This window comes from Enterobacter sp. JBIWA008 (assembly GCF_019968765.1).
Classification (GTDB): domain Bacteria; phylum Pseudomonadota; class Gammaproteobacteria; order Enterobacterales; family Enterobacteriaceae; genus Enterobacter.
Map to the genome: position 1 here is coordinate 4,125,635 of NZ_CP074149.1, position 13,393 is coordinate 4,139,027.

Sequence of the window (13,393 nt, forward strand, 5' to 3'; positions counted from 1 at the left end):
TGATGATCTATTTAACCCAACGCCTGGACCATGCGCATCCGATTACCGCCAGCGTCACGCTGCCGATTGACGTGCGGGTGAAAAGCCGCGCTCGCGTATCGCTGAACGACGGCCGCGAAGCCGGGCTGATGCTGCCGCGCGGCCTGCTGCTGCGCGGGGGCGATCTGCTGACTACCGACGACGGCAGCGAGGTTGTCGAGGTGATCGCCGCCCCGGAGTCGGTTTCCGTGGTGCGCTGTACGGATCCTTTCCTGCTCGCCCGCGCCTGCTACCACCTGGGCAACCGCCACGTGCCGCTGCAAATCATGCCCGGCGAGCTGCGCTATCACCACGACCACGTTCTCGACGACATGCTGCGCCAGTTCGGGCTGGAAGTGGCCTACGCCAGCCTGCCGTTTGAGCCGGAAGCAGGCGCTTACACCAGCGATGCCCACAGCCACAGCCATTCTCACGCTCATTCACATTAAGGATTAATCATGCGCAAGTTACTCCCTCTGTTACTGCTGGCTTTTTCCGTTCCCGCGCTCGCGCATCCCGGCCACGGTACCGACAGCTTCCAGGCCGGATTTCTTCATCCGCTGACCGGGATCGATCACCTGCTGATGCTGGCGGGCGCAGGCGTGCTCTCGGCGCTGAGCGGTCGCAAACTCCTGCTGCCGTTTGCCACCCTCGGGATGATGCTTGTCGGCGCCATTGCGGGCAGCCTGCTCGGCGGCTTCAGCGGCATGGAGATGCTGATTATCGCCTCGCTGGCGGTATCCGGCGTGATGATGTTTAAAACCGAAAATCGTCTTCTGCTGGCGGTGCCTGCCCTGGCGATGTTCCACGGCTGGGCGCACGGCGTGGAGATGTCCGGCCACAGCTTCTGGCTCTTCACCAGCGGGTTTATGCTCGCCAGCGCCACGGTGCTGTGCGCCAGCTTTGCTGCGGGGCTACTGCTGCGCCGTCACGACGGCCTGCGTAAAACCTTCGGCGGCGGGCTGATCGTCTCCGCCCTGCTGGCGCTGATGAGCTGATGGAACACGCCCGCCAGAGGCTGCGCCTGATGCAGCTCTCCAGCAGCAGCCTGCCGGTCGGGTCATTTACCTGGTCGCAGGGGCTGGAGTGGGCCGTTGAGGCAGGCTGGGTCACGGACGCCGACGCGTTCAAACGCTGGCAAATTCAGCAGATGGAGCAGAGCTTTTTCTGCGTCGATCTGCCGCTGTTTATCCGTCTTTATCAGGCCTGTGAGCAAGGCGATCTTACAAATGCAAAACGCTGGACGTCCTGGCTGCTCGCCTGCCGGGAAACGCGCGAGCTGCGCGAAGAGGAGCGCAACCGTGGGGCGGCGTTTACGCGACTGATTAAGAGCTGGGAACCTGATTGTCCGCCCGAATGGCTGCCGCTGTTTATGCAAAGCCAGCTCTGCGGCATGGCCTGGCTCGGCGTGCGCTGGGGCATTAGCGCGCGCGAGCTGGCGCTGAGCCTCGGCTACAGCTGGATGGAGAGCGCGGTCATGGCGGGCGTCAAGCTGGTGCCGTTTGGGCAACAGGCCGCGCAGCAGCTGATTATCGAACTGAGCGACCATTTTGCCGCCGGGTTTGAACAGGCATTTTTACGACGCGACGACGCGCTGGGGGCCGCAACGCCGCTGTCCGCCATCGCCTCCGCGCGCCACGAAACCCAATATTCACGACTATTCCGTTCCTGAGGAGTCAACATGGCTGATTACAAACATCCCCTGCGCGTGGGCGTGGGCGGCCCGGTAGGGTCGGGCAAAACCGCGCTGCTGGAAGCGCTCTGCAAGGCAATGCGCGATACGTACCATCTTGCGGTGGTGACCAACGATATCTACACCAAAGAGGATCAGCGCATCCTGACCGAGGCGGGCGCGCTGGAGCCGGAGCGCATCGTGGGCGTGGAGACGGGCGGCTGCCCGCATACCGCCATCCGCGAAGATGCCTCGATGAACCTGGCGGCGGTGGAAGCGTTAAGCGAGAAGTTCGGCAATCTGGATCTGATCTTCGTGGAAAGCGGCGGGGACAACCTGAGCGCGACGTTCAGCCCGGAGCTGGCGGATCTGACCATCTACGTCATCGACGTGGCCGAAGGGGAAAAAATCCCCCGCAAGGGCGGACCGGGGATCACCAAATCCGATTTTCTGGTGATCAACAAAACCGATCTCGCGCCGTACGTGGGTGCCTCGCTGGAGGTAATGGAGCGCGATACCAACCGCATGCGCGGCGAGCGTCCGTGGACATTTACCAACCTGAAGGCGGGTGACGGTTTAGCGACGATTATTGCGTTTCTGGAAGAGAAAGGGATGTTGCGGGTGTAGTCAAACGATCCCCTCTCCCTGTGGGAGAGGGTTAGGATGAGGGATTACGCCTCCGGCAGTTCCGCCAGCGGCCAGCGCGGACGCACGGACACGCTCAGGTCAGACGTTGCCCCGGCATTCAGGCGCACCATTCCGGCGTAGGCGATCATCGCGCCGTTATCGGTACAGAATTCCGGACGGGCATAGAACACTTCCCCGCGGCGCTTTTGCATCATTTCGGCGAGCTTCGCGCGCAGCGTGCGGTTAGCGCTCACGCCGCCAGCCATCACCAGACGCTTGAAGCCGGTCTGATCCAGCGCGCGCTTGCACTTGATCATCAGCGTATCAACCACCGCATCTTCGAACGCACGGGCGATATCGGCCCGGGTCTGCTCGCTGTCATCGTTAGTACGGATCGTATTCGCCGCGAAGGTTTTCAGGCCGGAGAAGCTGAAATCCAGACCCGGACGGTCGGTCATCGGACGCGGGAAGACAAAGCGCCCTTCCGTTCCCTGTGACGCCATTTTTGACAGCATCGGGCCGCCCGGGTAATCCAGACCCAGCAGCTTGGCGGTTTTATCGAACGCTTCACCGGCGGCGTCGTCGATCGACTCGCCCAGCAGCTCGTATTTGCCAATCCCCGTGACGCTAATCAGCTGCGTATGACCGCCGGAAACCAGCAGCGCCACAAACGGAAATTCAGGCGGATTCTCTTCCAGCATCGGCGCCAGAAGGTGTCCTTCCATATGGTGAACCGGAATGGCCGGAACATCCCACGCAAACGCCAGCGAACGACCAACCGTCGCGCCAACCAGCAGCGCGCCGACCAGCCCCGGGCCTGCGGTATACGCCACTGCATCAATCTCTTTTGCCGTTAATCCCGCTTCTTTCAGCGCCGCCTGGATCAGGGGAACCGTTTTACGCACGTGGTCACGAGAGGCCAGTTCCGGCACGACGCCGCCGTAGTCAGCGTGCAATTTCACCTGACTATACAGCTGGTTGGCCAGAAGCCCTTTTTCGTCGTCGTAAATGGCGATGCCGGTTTCATCGCAGGATGTTTCAATACCCAGTACACGCATGACTTGTTTTACCTCGTTTCAATACCGCGCAGTGTAGAGCCTGGGCGGGTTGATGTAAAACTTTGTTCGCCCCAGGAAGAAGGCTCGTGTATACTCCTCACCCTTATTAAAGTCCCTTTCAAAATCGCATCGGTGCTTTACAAAGCAGCAGCATTTGCAGTAAAATTCCGCACCATTTTGAAATAAGCTGGCGTTGATGCCAGCGGCAAACCGAATTTATTAAAGGTGAGAGTTACATGCCGGTAATTAAAGTACGTGAAAACGAGCCGTTCGACGTAGCACTGCGTCGCTTCAAACGTTCATGCGAGAAAGCAGGTGTTCTGGCTGAAGTTCGTCGTCGTGAGTTTTATGAAAAACCAACGACCGAACGTAAGCGCGCTAAAGCTTCCGCTGTGAAACGTCACGCGAAGAAACTGGCTCGCGAAAACGCACGCCGTACTCGTCTGTACTAATTGGTTGAGGGCCTCAGCCCTCAATTGACAGACAGAGTAATAGTCGTAAGGCCGTGCTTCCGGAAGGAATGCGCGGCTTGTTTTCGTTTATAAGTCGCTTAAAATTTTGGGGCATATGGCCGGAAGAATCCCACGCGTTTTCATCAATGACCTGCTTGCCAGAACCGACATCGTCGATCTCATCGACGCGCGGGTAAAGCTAAAAAAGCAGGGCAAGAACTACCATGCGTGCTGTCCGTTCCATAACGAAAAAACCCCCTCCTTCACCGTAAACGGTGAAAAACAGTTCTACCATTGCTTCGGCTGTGGCGCACACGGTAATGCCGTCGATTTTTTAATGAATTACGACAAGCTCGAGTTCGTTGAAACCGTCGAAGAGCTGGCGGCGATGCATAACCTTGAAGTGCCGTATGAAGCAGGCAGTGGGCCAAGTCAGATCGAGCGTCATCAACGGCAAACGCTGTATCAACTGATGGATGGCCTGAATTCGTTTTACCAACAGTCTCTTAAGCACTCTGCGGCTGAGCCTGCGCGTCAGTATTTGAACAAGCGCGGACTGAGCGACGATGTCATTGCGCGTTTCGCTATTGGTTACGCCCCGCCCGGCTGGGACAACGTGTTAAAGCGTTTTGGCGGCAATAGCGAAGATCGTAAGTCTCTCATCGATGCAGGCATGCTGGTCACCAACGACCAGGGACGAAGCTACGACCGCTTCCGCGAACGGGTCATGTTCCCAATCCGCGACAAGCGTGGCCGGGTCATTGGTTTTGGTGGTCGCGTGCTGGGTGATGCCCTGCCGAAATACCTCAACTCCCCGGAAACCGATATTTTCCATAAGGGCCGCCAGCTGTACGGTCTTTATGAGGCGCAGCAGAATAATGCGGAACCTCCGCGTCTTCTGGTCGTCGAAGGCTATATGGACGTCGTGGCACTGGCGCAGTACGACATCAACTACGCGGTTGCGTCGTTAGGCACGTCTACCACCGCCGATCATATTCAACTGCTGTTCAGAGTGACCAACAACGTCATTTGCTGTTACGACGGTGACCGCGCAGGACGCGAAGCCGCCTGGCGCGCGCTGGAAACCGCGCTACCCTACATGACCGACGGGCGTCAGCTACGCTTTATGTTCCTGCCCGACGGTGAAGACCCGGATACGCTGGTGCGTAAAGAGGGCAAAGCGGCGTTTGAAGCGCGGATGGAGCAGGCTCAGCCGCTCTCCACGTTTTTGTTTAACAGCCTGATGCCGCAGGTCGATTTGAGTACCCCTGACGGGCGCGCGCAGCTCAGTACGCTGGCGCTGCCGTTAATCAGCCAGGTGCCCGGCGAAACGCTGCGCATCTATCTGCGTCAGGAGTTAGGCAACAAGCTCGGCATTCTGGATGACAGCCAGCTTGAACGTTTAATGCCTAAACAGGCTGAAAACGGTGCGGTTCGCCCCGCGCCTCAGCTAAAACGCACAACCATGCGTATACTGATAGGGTTGCTGGTCCAAAACCCCGAGCTTGCACCTCAGGTGCCGTCGCTGGCGGGTTTAAACCACGAAAAATTGCCCGGACTTGGCTTATTTTCAGAACTGGTCAACACGTGTTTGTCTCAGCCAGGTCTGACCACCGGACAACTTTTAGAGCATTATCGCGGCACAAAAGAGGCCGCTACCCTTGAAAAATTGTCGATGTGGGACGATATAGCAGATAAGGACATTGCAGAAAAAACGTTCACCGACTCTCTCAACCATATGTTTGATTCGATGCTTGAGCTGCGCCAGGAAGAGTTGATAGCTCGCGAGCGCACTCACGGTTTAAGCAGCGAAGAACGCCGGGAGCTCTGGATGATTAACCAGGAACTGGCGAAGAAATAAAGAAATTTAACGGCTTAAGTGCCGAATATCGATCGGGAAGCCCCCGGCAGCCGCACTGAGAGGCAGCGGCAAAAATATAAGTACGCCCTCGCTTTAAAGGTTGGCAGCCCCATCGCCGACACCAATCAAACGAATTAAGTGTGGATACCGTCTTATGGAGCAAAACCCGCAGTCACAGCTGAAACTTCTTGTCCAACGTGGTAAGGAGCAAGGCTATCTGACCTATGCCGAGGTCAATGACCATCTGCCGGAAGATATCGTCGATTCAGATCAAATCGAAGACATCATCCAAATGATCAATGACATGGGCATTCAGGTGATGGAAGAAGCACCGGATGCCGATGATCTGTTGCTGGCTGAAACCTCCAACAACACTGACGAAGATGCGGAAGAAGCTGCTGCACAGGTACTGTCCAGCGTGGAATCTGAAATCGGGCGTACCACTGACCCGGTCCGCATGTACATGCGCGAAATGGGTACCGTTGAACTGTTGACCCGCGAAGGCGAAATTGACATCGCAAAACGCATCGAAGACGGGATCAACCAGGTTCAGTGCTCCGTTGCCGAGTACCCGGAAGCGATCACCTATCTGCTGGAGCAGTACGATCGCGTTGAAGCGGAAGAAGCGCGCCTGTCTGACCTGATCACCGGTTTTGTCGACCCGAACGCTGAAGAAGATATGGCACCTACCGCCACTCACGTCGGTTCTGAACTGTCTCAGGAAGAGATGGATGATGACGAAGACGAAGATGAGGAAGAGAGCGACGACGACACTGCGGACGATGACAACAGCATCGATCCGGAGCTGGCGCGTGAGAAGTTTGCCGAGCTGCGTACCCAGTACGAAGTGACGCGTGACACCATCAAAGCGAAAGGCCGCAGTCATGCCGCCGCACAGGAAGAGATCCTGAAACTGTCTGAAGTCTTCAAACAGTTCCGCCTGGTGCCAAAACAGTTCGACTACCTGGTAAACAGCATGCGCGTGATGATGGATCGCGTACGCACCCAGGAACGCATCATCATGAAGCTGTGCGTTGAGCAGTGCAAAATGCCGAAGAAGAACTTCATCACCCTCTTCACCGGCAACGAAACCAGCGAAACCTGGTTCAACGCGGCTATCGCGATGAACAAGCCGTGGTCTGAAAAACTGCACGACGTAAAGGACGATGTCTATCGCGGTCTGCAGAAGCTGCAGCAGATTGAAGAAGAGACCGGCCTGACCATCGAGCAGGTTAAAGACATCAACCGTCGTATGTCCATCGGTGAAGCGAAAGCCCGCCGTGCGAAGAAAGAGATGGTTGAAGCGAACTTGCGTCTGGTTATCTCTATCGCCAAGAAATACACCAACCGTGGTCTGCAGTTCCTGGATCTGATTCAGGAAGGCAACATCGGTCTGATGAAAGCGGTAGATAAGTTTGAATACCGTCGTGGTTACAAGTTCTCCACCTACGCAACCTGGTGGATCCGTCAGGCTATCACCCGCTCTATCGCGGATCAGGCGCGCACCATCCGTATTCCGGTGCATATGATTGAGACCATCAACAAGCTCAACCGTATCTCCCGCCAGATGCTGCAGGAGATGGGCCGCGAGCCGACGCCGGAAGAGCTGGCCGAGCGCATGCTGATGCCGGAAGACAAGATCCGTAAAGTGCTGAAGATCGCCAAAGAGCCAATCTCCATGGAAACACCAATCGGTGATGATGAAGATTCGCATCTGGGTGATTTCATCGAGGATACCACCCTCGAGCTGCCGCTGGACTCTGCGACCACCGAGAGCCTGCGTGCTGCAACGCACGACGTTCTGGCCGGCCTGACCGCCCGTGAAGCGAAAGTCCTGCGTATGCGTTTCGGTATCGACATGAACACCGACCACACGCTGGAAGAAGTGGGTAAACAGTTCGACGTTACCCGCGAACGTATCCGTCAGATCGAAGCGAAGGCGCTGCGTAAGCTGCGTCATCCAAGCCGCTCTGAAGTGCTGCGTAGCTTCCTGGACGACTAATCTGTCCTGATAGTGAAAAAGCTCCCAATCGGGAGCTTTTTTTTTGTTATTCCCTCTCCCTGTTGGTGAGGGCATCAGGCCGCAGAGGCCCCTAAAGCCCCCGCACCATCAGCGCTTCATCCAGCTCCCGATACCCCTCTACCAGCTTATCCAGGGTTGCCCTGTTGAGCCCGCTCGGGTTCGGCAGTACCCACACCTGCGTAACGCCAATCATGATGTTTTGCTTGCCCCACTGCGTTCCACGCTGGCTAAACGCCTGCTCGTAGGCCTGCTTGCCGAGGATTGCCAGCGCGGCCGGCTGGTAGTCTTCAATCTTCTTCACCAGCTCCCGCCCGCCGCTGCGCAGCTCATGCAGGTTAACCTCGCTTGCCTGGACCGTCGGCCGCTCGACCAGCATGGTGATCCCACACCGCGTATCCAAAAGGTGCTGTTCCTCTTCAGGCTTGAGTAGCCTGTCGGTAAACCCGGCCTGGTGGATAACCTTCCAGAAGCGATTGCCCGGATGGGCAAAGTGAAAACCGGTGTGCGCCGAGGACTTGCCCGGGTTGATTCCGCAGAACACCACCCGCAGGCCTGGGGCCAGAATATCGTTGATCATCTTTACTCCCGCTCGATACATCGTGAGGGAAGTATAAAGGATTGATTATGCATTGTTTATAAAAACAGCAGGCAGGTGTGAATGGCTGGATTGCTGCGGGGAGTTACTTTATAATTCACCGCCACGGCCCCTTAGCTCAGTGGTTAGAGCAGGCGACTCATAATCGCTTGGTCGCTGGTTCAAGTCCAGCAGGGGCCACCAAATTTTAGCAGCAAATACATAAACTTAGGCCACTCTCACGAGTGGCCTTTTTGTTTATTCAAACCCCATTGGCAGCAAAATGGCAGCAGTAGTTTTATTAAAAAACCCGCCAGCGGCGGGTTAGTAGGAAAGTTGTTGCTGCAAACCCTTCGGATGCGGAGGTGCAGAACTGATTTTTTGAGGGCGACAAACAGACCTCACGAACGTTTCATGAGTAACAAAAGTGTGCCCGCATTCAATATTTGTGCATTGGTTATAACGCTCTTTGGTTTGGCGGGAAACTTCAAAGCTGCTGCGTGTATGTGCGGCCTGACCACACAACGGACAATTCATCATTTTAGTCTTTTCCCCACTTTTGCTGTAATCGCAATAATGATACAACATAATTCCATTTTGTGAAGTAATCATTCCATTTCTAAATCATCAATCCTCACCTCAAGCTCTAGAGTGGTCGTGAAACCGCTATCTGCACTGACACTGTGTGTCAGCATGGTAATGGTCCATTCGGCCTCATCAATGGGCTGTTTAAAGCCGCTCACCTTCACAGGCATTTCGGTATACAGATCAGCCCTTCCCTCTGCGAGCTGCAGGGAGAACGTTGCAACCCCGCGCTGCAGGCGCTCCCACTGCATCTTTGCCGCTCGCTCTGCATTGCTGCGGTTTGCATAAGTTCTGTTGAGTACCAGCACGTTTTCATCCGTCCCAACCAGGTAATCTCCCTGTTTTGCTTCCGGCTCCTTTGCCGTGGTGGTTTTCTTTCGACGGCGCTTAACCTTTGCTGCCTCTTTTTTCTTTGGCTCACGGGTATGAAGCCAGCTGGCAATTACCCCCGTATAGGCATCGCGATCGGCCAGGGTAAAACGATGACCGTCACCGGCCTGGCGGGTTATGGTGATAACCGGCAGCGGCTTACCGCTTGCCGTTCTGCCCCGCCCCTGACGGATAAACAACAGATTGCCGTCCTTAACGGAGGCTATCGCACCATACTGCCGCGCCAGCTTCATCAGGAAACTCGCATCGCTCTCGTTGGTCTGGTCAAGATGATCCACAGGCTTGTCCATCAAGTCCTGCCCCAGCGCCATCTTTAATTTATGCCTGGCAGCTATTTCCTTCACCACTTCACCCACCGTCGTCTGGTGCCATGATTTTTCACGCCGCGTGTTCAGGGTTTCACGGAAATCTGCGCTACGTGCTCGAATTGTGAGACGGTCAGGCGCGCCGCTGTGCTCAATCTCATCGACAGTAAATCCCCCTTTCGGAAAAAGCGGCTGGCCTTTCCACCCCAGCGCAAACTGAATAATGGCTCCACGACGCGGCAGAACGATTTGCCCGTCCGAGTCGTCCAGCTCCAGATCAAGCTGGTCAGCTTCAAAGCCCCTGTTATCCGTAAGCGTCAGACTCATCAGGCGCGAATCCAGTACGGTTGTGACATCCTTGCCTTCAATAATGACGCTGAAACCCGGCGTTTTACTGTTCAGGTTCGTGAGATCAGAGGTGAAATTCACTGCAGTAACCCTCCCACCGTATTTTTAATATTCCCTATCGCTGAGGTGGCGGTGTCCTGCAAATTGCTGAGCTGATCGCTGAGGCTGCCGAACATATCAGACAGCGACTCATCCACCCTTTTCAGCGTCAGCGTGAATTCAATACGCCGCGGCATCCCGCTTTCAAAAAATTCAGTTTTGGTCTGACTCAGGCTCTCGATCACAAACATGCCGTAAATCGTCCCGCTCCCCTCAATCAAGGGCCACGATTTACCCAGCTCCGCCATCTGCTCAAGGGCCAGCAATGACAGCCTGCCGCCTGTGATTTCCGGTAGCAGGACGCCGGACAGCGTCAACGAATCGTTATCCGGCCCAAGAAACTGTGTAGACGGACGCCGGTTTACCCGGCTGTTAGTGGCATGCCGCCAGCTGCGCTGATACTGCAGCTCCTGATACGGCACGGTGCGCAGCATGAATACGTACAACCCCAGCACCATCATCATGATTCATACCCCCCTCGATCACTGAAATTACTTCGCGCTTTTGCCCTGGCCCTGCGCTCACGCTCATCAAGCTGCCTCGCCACTTCGCGGGCAATATCCTTTGCGCTCTGCCCCGGCTGAGCGGTGATATGAATAGGCGCGTTAATTTCATAACGAATTGCCTGCGGCGCACTGGCGGATTTTGCTGACTGGCTTTGTTTGTACTCTTTAGCTGGCAGGCTATATGGATGCATCGGCGAGGCTTCAGCAGGAGCCGCTGCCACACCCATGACGCCCGCAACAACGGAAGCCAGCGCAGCAGTCCGGCGCCTGCTGGTCACATTAGCCGGACCGTTCACAATCTCCGGGCCATTCTCCCCGACTATGCCAAACTGACCGCGCGGAATAACACCACCTCTGTCATACAGCCCTGCAAACGGAACAGAAGAAGCTGCGGCACCACCAACAATCTGAACCTGAGAATTACCCGGCGCTTTATTTTTCCCTGTCATCCAGTCAGGCAGATAATCGGTAACGGAAGCCAGTTTGCTCTTGAGCGCTTCCCACTTCGCATCTATACCATTCAGGATGTTGTCAATAATGGCGCTGCCCATATCCTTGAATTTAGCCGGTAGCGCACTGACATCTGAAATAATGGCATTCCACTTGTCACTGATCGTCTTCCGGACGCTGGCCCACGCCTCAGACACACCGGCTTTAATAGTTTCCCAGTTTTTTGCTATAAGGCCCGGAAGTGTGTAATTGAAAAACAGGTATTTAATACTTTCCCAGGCATAGCTTACAGCCTGTTTAATCCATTCCCACGCCGCCGTGGTGGCAGCGCAAACCTCATCCCAAATGGCTTTAAACTTCGGCCCAAGCGTGTCCCAGTTTTGCCAGATGTAAATCGCTCCTGCGGCTATCAGAGCAATAACGGCCAGTATGGGATTGGCAAACATCAGGCGACCCAGCCACAATATCCCGCTACCTACCCCCTTTAGGGCTTTGGTGATAAGCCCAAAGGCACCACCGCCTTTGATACCCAGAATAGAAAACTGCAGGCGCATCAGCGCCAGCGGGCCAAGCACAACCGACACTGCCAGCATGACCGTACCCAGAACCGCTGTAATTGCCGCAAGTGCCGCCATAACTTTCAGCAATGAGCCAGCCAGCTTCGGGTTTTCCTCCACCCAGCGGCGCAGCGTCCCCGTGACCTTTTTCACGTAATTCATGATATCCATCAGCGGCTGGCGAAGGGTTTCACCCAGGCTACTGAACGCGTTCTGCGCGCCAGTTTTCACAAGCAACCACTGCGCGGAAAGTGAATCCTTATTGATATCGGATTCTTTCTGCATGGAGCCGTTAGCCTCAGATCCTGAGGTGAGTTTCAGCTGTCGCTGCAGCTCCGGCAGGTTGTTTGCAAGCTTCGCAGCATCATCGCCAAACTCCTTGCCGAATATCATCGTCATGGCGGACAGGCGTTTATCCTGCGGCAGCTTGTTGACCTTCTCCAGCACGCGCTGAATGGTCCCCATTGCGTCCTTTGTCATCTGCTTTTCAATCTCTTCTGGATTGAGTTTCAGCAGATCCATTCCTTCCATAAACCGCTTGCTCTGCATGGTCGCAATCGACAGTTCGCGCACCATGGCATTCGATGCACTGGCAGCAATTTCTGGCGCAGCGCCAAGAGACAGGAACGTTGAACCCAGCGCGGCCGCCTTGCGGAAATCAAGCCTGTCAGCCACGCCCCCCATACGCTGCAGCACGTTGATAATATCGCCACCCTTTGACATGGCGTTATCGTCCAGGTAGTTCAGGGCATCGCCAAGCTGTTCAATATTTCGGGTGGGCACTTTATACAGCTGTGCGATTTTACCCAGACCTTCCGCCAGCTCATCAGCGGGCAGCTCAAAGGCGGTTGCGGCTTTTGCTGCCGTGGATGCAAAGGCCAGCAGGTCACGCTTCTGGTCTTCGTAAGGATCATTCTGATTTGTCACCCCCATACGCGCGCCACCTTCAACCAGTGCGGCATAGTCAATAGCGCCATTCTCCATCGGCAGCTGCTCACTGGCGGCCTTGATGGCATCCTGCATGTCGTAATACTGTTTTGTCCGGTTGCCGTTGTCGTCCCGCAGACCGTTCACCTGCTTTGCCACCCCTTTCATGGCATCTTCCATGCTGGCATAGCTTTTCACGGCGGCCATGACCGGCGCCCCCATAGCCAGCCCGGCTGCAGAGGTAGTTGCTCCGGCGCCCGCAATACGATCTCTCATCTCAAGTCGCCGTGAATACTGTTCGCGGACAGCATGCATTCGCGCCTGTTGCGCGCCCAGACGTTTAAGAGATTTTTGCTGACGGTCCAGAGCCTGCCGGGTTTCGTCGGCGTTCTGCCGCAGCTCCCGCTGCGCACTACTCAGCTTTTTGGTGTCCAGCCCGGCCTCATTGAGCGCAAGACGCTGACGCTGCACAGACTGACGCAGACCGTTGTATTTGCTCTGCAGCTCGTTAACGCGGTTTTTTGCCTGCTCAAGCAGACGTGCCTGCGCCGCCGTCGGGCGGTTAGTGGCCGAGAACTGCGTGGCAAGCTTCGCCGCTTCTTCGCGTGCGGCTTTAAGACTGTTGCCGGTGACGGCCAGCTGCGCGCTTGCCTTGCGGAAACCGTCAATGCGGCCCGCCTGGGCGTCCAGTTCTTTTAATCTTGCGCGGCTTTGCTGAATGGCGGTAGCCAGCTCTTTAGAACTGGCCTGCGCGGATCGGAATGGGCGGGTGAGCTTATCAACCGCATTTAGAATTACCTGCAAACGCAGGTTAGTGTCACTCATCGCTGGCCCCGCTTCTCTGAATCGCTTTATGCCGCCACTCCAGCACTTCGGTCAGCGGCATAACGTCAGTGACGGACGGCGGCCAGTGAAAAATGGTGGCGATATCAGCCACCAGG

At 56.0% G+C, this 13,393-nt stretch carries 13 protein-coding genes, 1 tRNA gene and 1 pseudogene; 8 read left to right on the forward strand and 7 right to left on the reverse strand.

The features are described 5' to 3' along the window. Positions 1-2 precede the first annotated feature (2 nt). From ureE to ureG, 4 genes are read left to right on the forward strand one after another with little or no spacing between them, the layout of a single operon-like run. Entirely contained in the window at positions 3-467 is a 465-nt protein-coding gene (gene ureE / locus KGP24_RS19875; RefSeq protein WP_223563534.1) for an urease accessory protein UreE, read from the forward strand. Between the two features lie 9 nt (positions 468-476). Continuing rightward, entirely contained in the window at positions 477-1,016 is a 540-nt protein-coding gene (locus KGP24_RS19880; protein ID WP_223561581.1) for a HupE/UreJ family protein, read from the forward strand. Beyond that, positions 1,016-1,690 (forward strand): urease accessory protein UreF, encoded by a 675-nt coding sequence (locus tag KGP24_RS19885; protein ID WP_223561582.1) that lies wholly within the window; start codon positions 1,016-1,018, stop codon positions 1,688-1,690. Before KGP24_RS19880 ends, KGP24_RS19885 begins: the two co-directional genes overlap by 1 nt. A 9-nt stretch (positions 1,691-1,699) precedes the next feature. Beyond that, entirely contained in the window at positions 1,700-2,317 is a 618-nt protein-coding gene (ureG, locus tag KGP24_RS19890; protein WP_014071813.1) for an urease accessory protein UreG, read from the forward strand. A gap of 44 nt (positions 2,318-2,361) precedes the next feature. Here the strand turns inward: ureG and tsaD are convergent, their stop codons facing one another. Continuing rightward, positions 2,362-3,375 carry a tRNA (adenosine(37)-N6)-threonylcarbamoyltransferase complex transferase subunit TsaD gene (gene tsaD, locus KGP24_RS19895; protein ID WP_223561583.1) on the reverse strand — a complete coding sequence of 338 codons (1,014 nt, stop codon included), beginning with the start codon at positions 3,373-3,375 and terminating at the stop codon, positions 2,362-2,364. 236 nt (positions 3,376-3,611) lie between these two features. Between tsaD and rpsU the strand changes: the two genes are divergently transcribed. The 3 genes and pseudogenes from rpsU (at position 3,612) to rpoD (ending at position 7,690) form a co-directional block, all read left to right on the forward strand. Further along, the gene (gene rpsU / locus KGP24_RS19900) at positions 3,612-3,827 is read left to right on the forward strand and encodes a 30S ribosomal protein S21 (protein ID WP_001144069.1); all 216 of its coding nucleotides are present in this window, start codon (positions 3,612-3,614) and stop codon (positions 3,825-3,827) included. A gap of 115 nt (positions 3,828-3,942) precedes the next feature. Beyond that, positions 3,943-5,747 (forward strand): annotated as a pseudogene (gene dnaG / locus KGP24_RS19905) (DNA primase). Between the two features lie 95 nt (positions 5,748-5,842). Beyond that, positions 5,843-7,690, forward strand: coding sequence for an RNA polymerase sigma factor RpoD (gene rpoD / locus KGP24_RS19910; RefSeq protein ID WP_023333459.1), 1,848 nt, complete (start codon positions 5,843-5,845; stop codon positions 7,688-7,690). Between the two features lie 91 nt (positions 7,691-7,781). Here rpoD and mug read toward each other — a convergent pair whose 3' ends face one another. Continuing rightward, entirely contained in the window at positions 7,782-8,288 is a 507-nt protein-coding gene (gene mug / locus KGP24_RS19915; protein ID WP_223561584.1) for a G/U mismatch-specific DNA glycosylase, read from the reverse strand. A 125-nt stretch (positions 8,289-8,413) separates the two neighbouring features. On the opposite strand from mug, the gene KGP24_RS19920 reads away from it, so the two are divergent. Next, positions 8,414-8,489, forward strand: a tRNA-Ile gene (locus KGP24_RS19920). Positions 8,490-8,609: 120 nt separating this feature from the next. Here KGP24_RS19920 and KGP24_RS19925 read toward each other — a convergent pair. From KGP24_RS19925 to KGP24_RS19945, 5 genes are all read right to left on the reverse strand, one after another. Further along, positions 8,610-8,825 (reverse strand): ogr/Delta-like zinc finger family protein, encoded by a 216-nt coding sequence (locus KGP24_RS19925; RefSeq protein ID WP_032681944.1) that lies wholly within the window; start codon positions 8,823-8,825, stop codon positions 8,610-8,612. Positions 8,826-8,893: 68 nt separating this feature from the next. Continuing rightward, the gene (locus KGP24_RS19930; RefSeq protein WP_223561585.1) at positions 8,894-9,994 is read right to left on the reverse strand and encodes a phage late control D family protein; all 1,101 of its coding nucleotides are present in this window, start codon (positions 9,992-9,994) and stop codon (positions 8,894-8,896) included. Beyond that, positions 9,991-10,476, reverse strand: a complete 486-nt coding sequence (locus tag KGP24_RS19935) for a phage tail protein (protein ID WP_047059311.1) — start codon at positions 10,474-10,476, stop codon at positions 9,991-9,993. The genes KGP24_RS19930 and KGP24_RS19935 overlap by 4 nt, the downstream gene beginning before the upstream one ends. Further along, positions 10,473-13,277 (reverse strand): phage tail tape measure protein, encoded by a 2,805-nt coding sequence (locus tag KGP24_RS19940; RefSeq protein WP_223561586.1) that lies wholly within the window; start codon positions 13,275-13,277, stop codon positions 10,473-10,475. The genes KGP24_RS19935 and KGP24_RS19940 overlap by 4 nt, the downstream gene beginning before the upstream one ends. After that, positions 13,270-13,389 carry a GpE family phage tail protein gene (locus KGP24_RS19945; RefSeq protein WP_007848878.1) on the reverse strand — a complete coding sequence of 40 codons (120 nt, stop codon included), beginning with the start codon at positions 13,387-13,389 and terminating at the stop codon, positions 13,270-13,272. Before KGP24_RS19945 ends, KGP24_RS19940 begins: the two co-directional genes overlap by 8 nt. Positions 13,390-13,393: the final 4 nt, after the last annotated feature.